At 74.5% G+C, this 1,999-nt stretch carries 2 protein-coding genes and 1 pseudogene; all 3 read right to left on the bottom strand.

Translation table 11 applies throughout. The features are described from left to right. Nucleotides 1-244 precede the first annotated feature (244 nt). Nucleotides 245-796, bottom strand: coding sequence for a Cys-tRNA(Pro) deacylase (gene ybaK, locus C1I97_RS36135; protein ID WP_111007145.1), 552 nt, complete (start codon nt 794-796; stop codon nt 245-247). A gap of 11 nt (nt 797-807) precedes the next feature. Beyond that, nucleotides 808-1,548 carry an LON peptidase substrate-binding domain-containing protein gene (locus C1I97_RS36140; protein WP_111007146.1) on the bottom strand — a complete coding sequence of 247 codons (741 nt, stop codon included), beginning with the start codon at nt 1,546-1,548 and terminating at the stop codon, nt 808-810. A gap of 11 nt (nt 1,549-1,559) precedes the next feature. Then, a pseudogene (locus C1I97_RS42165) lies at nt 1,560-1,999 on the bottom strand (hypothetical protein); the annotation flags it as partial.

Raw genomic sequence — 1,999 nt, forward strand, 5'->3', positions numbered from 1 at the left:
GCTGTGGGCTGCCACGGCTGGACCGGGCAGAGACGAAGTATGCGGCGGGCTGTGGACGCACCCCCCACGGCCCCTTCCGCCGTCGCGCGGGTGCGAGTCCGTACAGCTGCGGGCAGTCGTGCCTCCCCCGCGCTGAACGCCTCGGGGGCCCCGGGGCGGCACGGGTGGGCGCAGGCGGCACCCCGTGAGCGCGGGCGAGCGAGCCTTGCGTGACGCCCGCCACAACCGGCCCGCGGCAGCGAAGTCACCCTCGCCCGATCGGGGCCAGGACCGCGTTCGTCAGGCCGGCCAGGTCGGCCGGTGACAGTTCCACCTCCAGGCCCCTGCGGCCCGCCGAGACGCAGATCGTGGGGTGGGCGGTGGCCGAGTCGTCCAGGACCGTGGGGAGTTTCCTGCGCTGGCCCAGGGGTGAGATGCCGCCGCGGACGTAGCCCGTGGTGCGTTCCGCGAGCGCGGGGTCGGCCATGGCCGCGCGCTTGCCGCCCACCGCTGCCGCCAGGGCCTTGAGGTCCAGGGAGCCCGCCACCGGCACCACGGCCACCGTCAGCGTGCCGTCGACGTCGGCGATCAGCGTCTTGAAGACCCGGTCCGGACGGACACCCATCGCCTCGGCCGCCTCCTCGCCGTAGGAGGGGTGGGAGGGGTCGTGGTCGTAGGCGTGGACCGTGTACTCCACCCCCGCGGACTTCAGGGCCACCGTCGCCGGCGTACTGCCCGCCCGTCGCCCGCCACCACCCTTGTTCGGATGCGCTTCGCGCGCCCCTTTTTCCTGCTGCCTCTTCGCCTGCTTCGCCATGTACGGAGCCCTCAGTTCAGGTTCGTCGCGCCGCGCGTCAGATCCGCCGCCGGCAGCGACGGCAGACTACGGATGATCGCCGTCTCCCTGCGCAGGAGTTTCAGCTCGTCGCGCAGCCGCGAGGAGGTGTCGGGCGCCTGGAGCAGCCGCTGCTTGGTCGGCGTGTCGAGCATCATCGCCGCCGCCACCAGGTACGACACCACGCTCGGCTCGTCCGGCAGCTCCGCGCTCGTGGCCAGCGACCGCTCCCGCGCGCCCGCCAGCCGCTTCTGGTACTGCCGGAAGGACCGCAGCACCCCCTCGGCCAGCGCGCCCGCCTCGTCACCGGGCTCCTCGGTCAGCTCCTGCAGCTCGGCCACGAGGAACGGGCCGGAGGCGTCCACCGACAGGAGCCGCACCCGGGTGGTGCCGGTGGCCAGCACCTCGAAGGTGCCGTCGGCCCGCTCCCGTATGGTCGCCGCGTCCGCCACGCAGCCCACGCCGTGGAACGCCTTGACCGGGTCGGGGCCGAACCCGGCCGCGGCACCGCGCTCGGGCAGGGTCGTCGGATCGGGCAGGCCCGGGGCGCTCGCGGCCACTTCGTGGCCGTCGCGGATGGCCACGACGGCGAACCGGCGCGGTTCGTCCTCGGAAGCCTTCAGCAGCGTGCGCATCATGGCGCGATAGCGCTCCTCGAAGACGTTCAGGGGGAGTACCAGCCCCGGGAACAGCACCGAGTTCAGCGGGAAGAGCGGGAGGTGGACGGTGGTCACGGCGCAAAAGCCTAATGGGCGCGGGGGCGGTCGCGTCCGCCGAGCCCTCCCCGCGTCCGCCGGGACGGCCGCGCCGGCGGTGCCGGCGGTGCTGCCCCCAGGTCGCGGCGCAGCGTGAGGAACAGGCCCAGCGGGTCGTCGGACAGCCGGTCCCAGGGGAACGAGGTGGCGTACGGGCCGACGAGGCGCAGCTGGACCAGGGCGTCCTCCCGGCGGCCGAGGCGCACCAGGACGCAGGTCAGCAGGTTGCGGATCTCCGCGGGCCAGGACGAGGCCGCCGGGAAGCCGGCGGACAGGTCGATCGCCTGGTCGGCGGCCGCGTCCAGGTGGCGGGCGTCACGGTGACGGACCTTCTGGAGCGGCCCCTGCCCGAGGCGGAGGCACCGGAGCGGGACGGCGACCGGATCGCCCTGCGGCTGCGGCCGTTCGAGCTGATGACGCTGCGGCTGCG

The organism is Streptomyces sp. NTH33 (genome assembly GCF_003236365.1).
GTDB lineage: Bacteria > Actinomycetota > Actinomycetes > Streptomycetales > Streptomycetaceae > Streptomyces.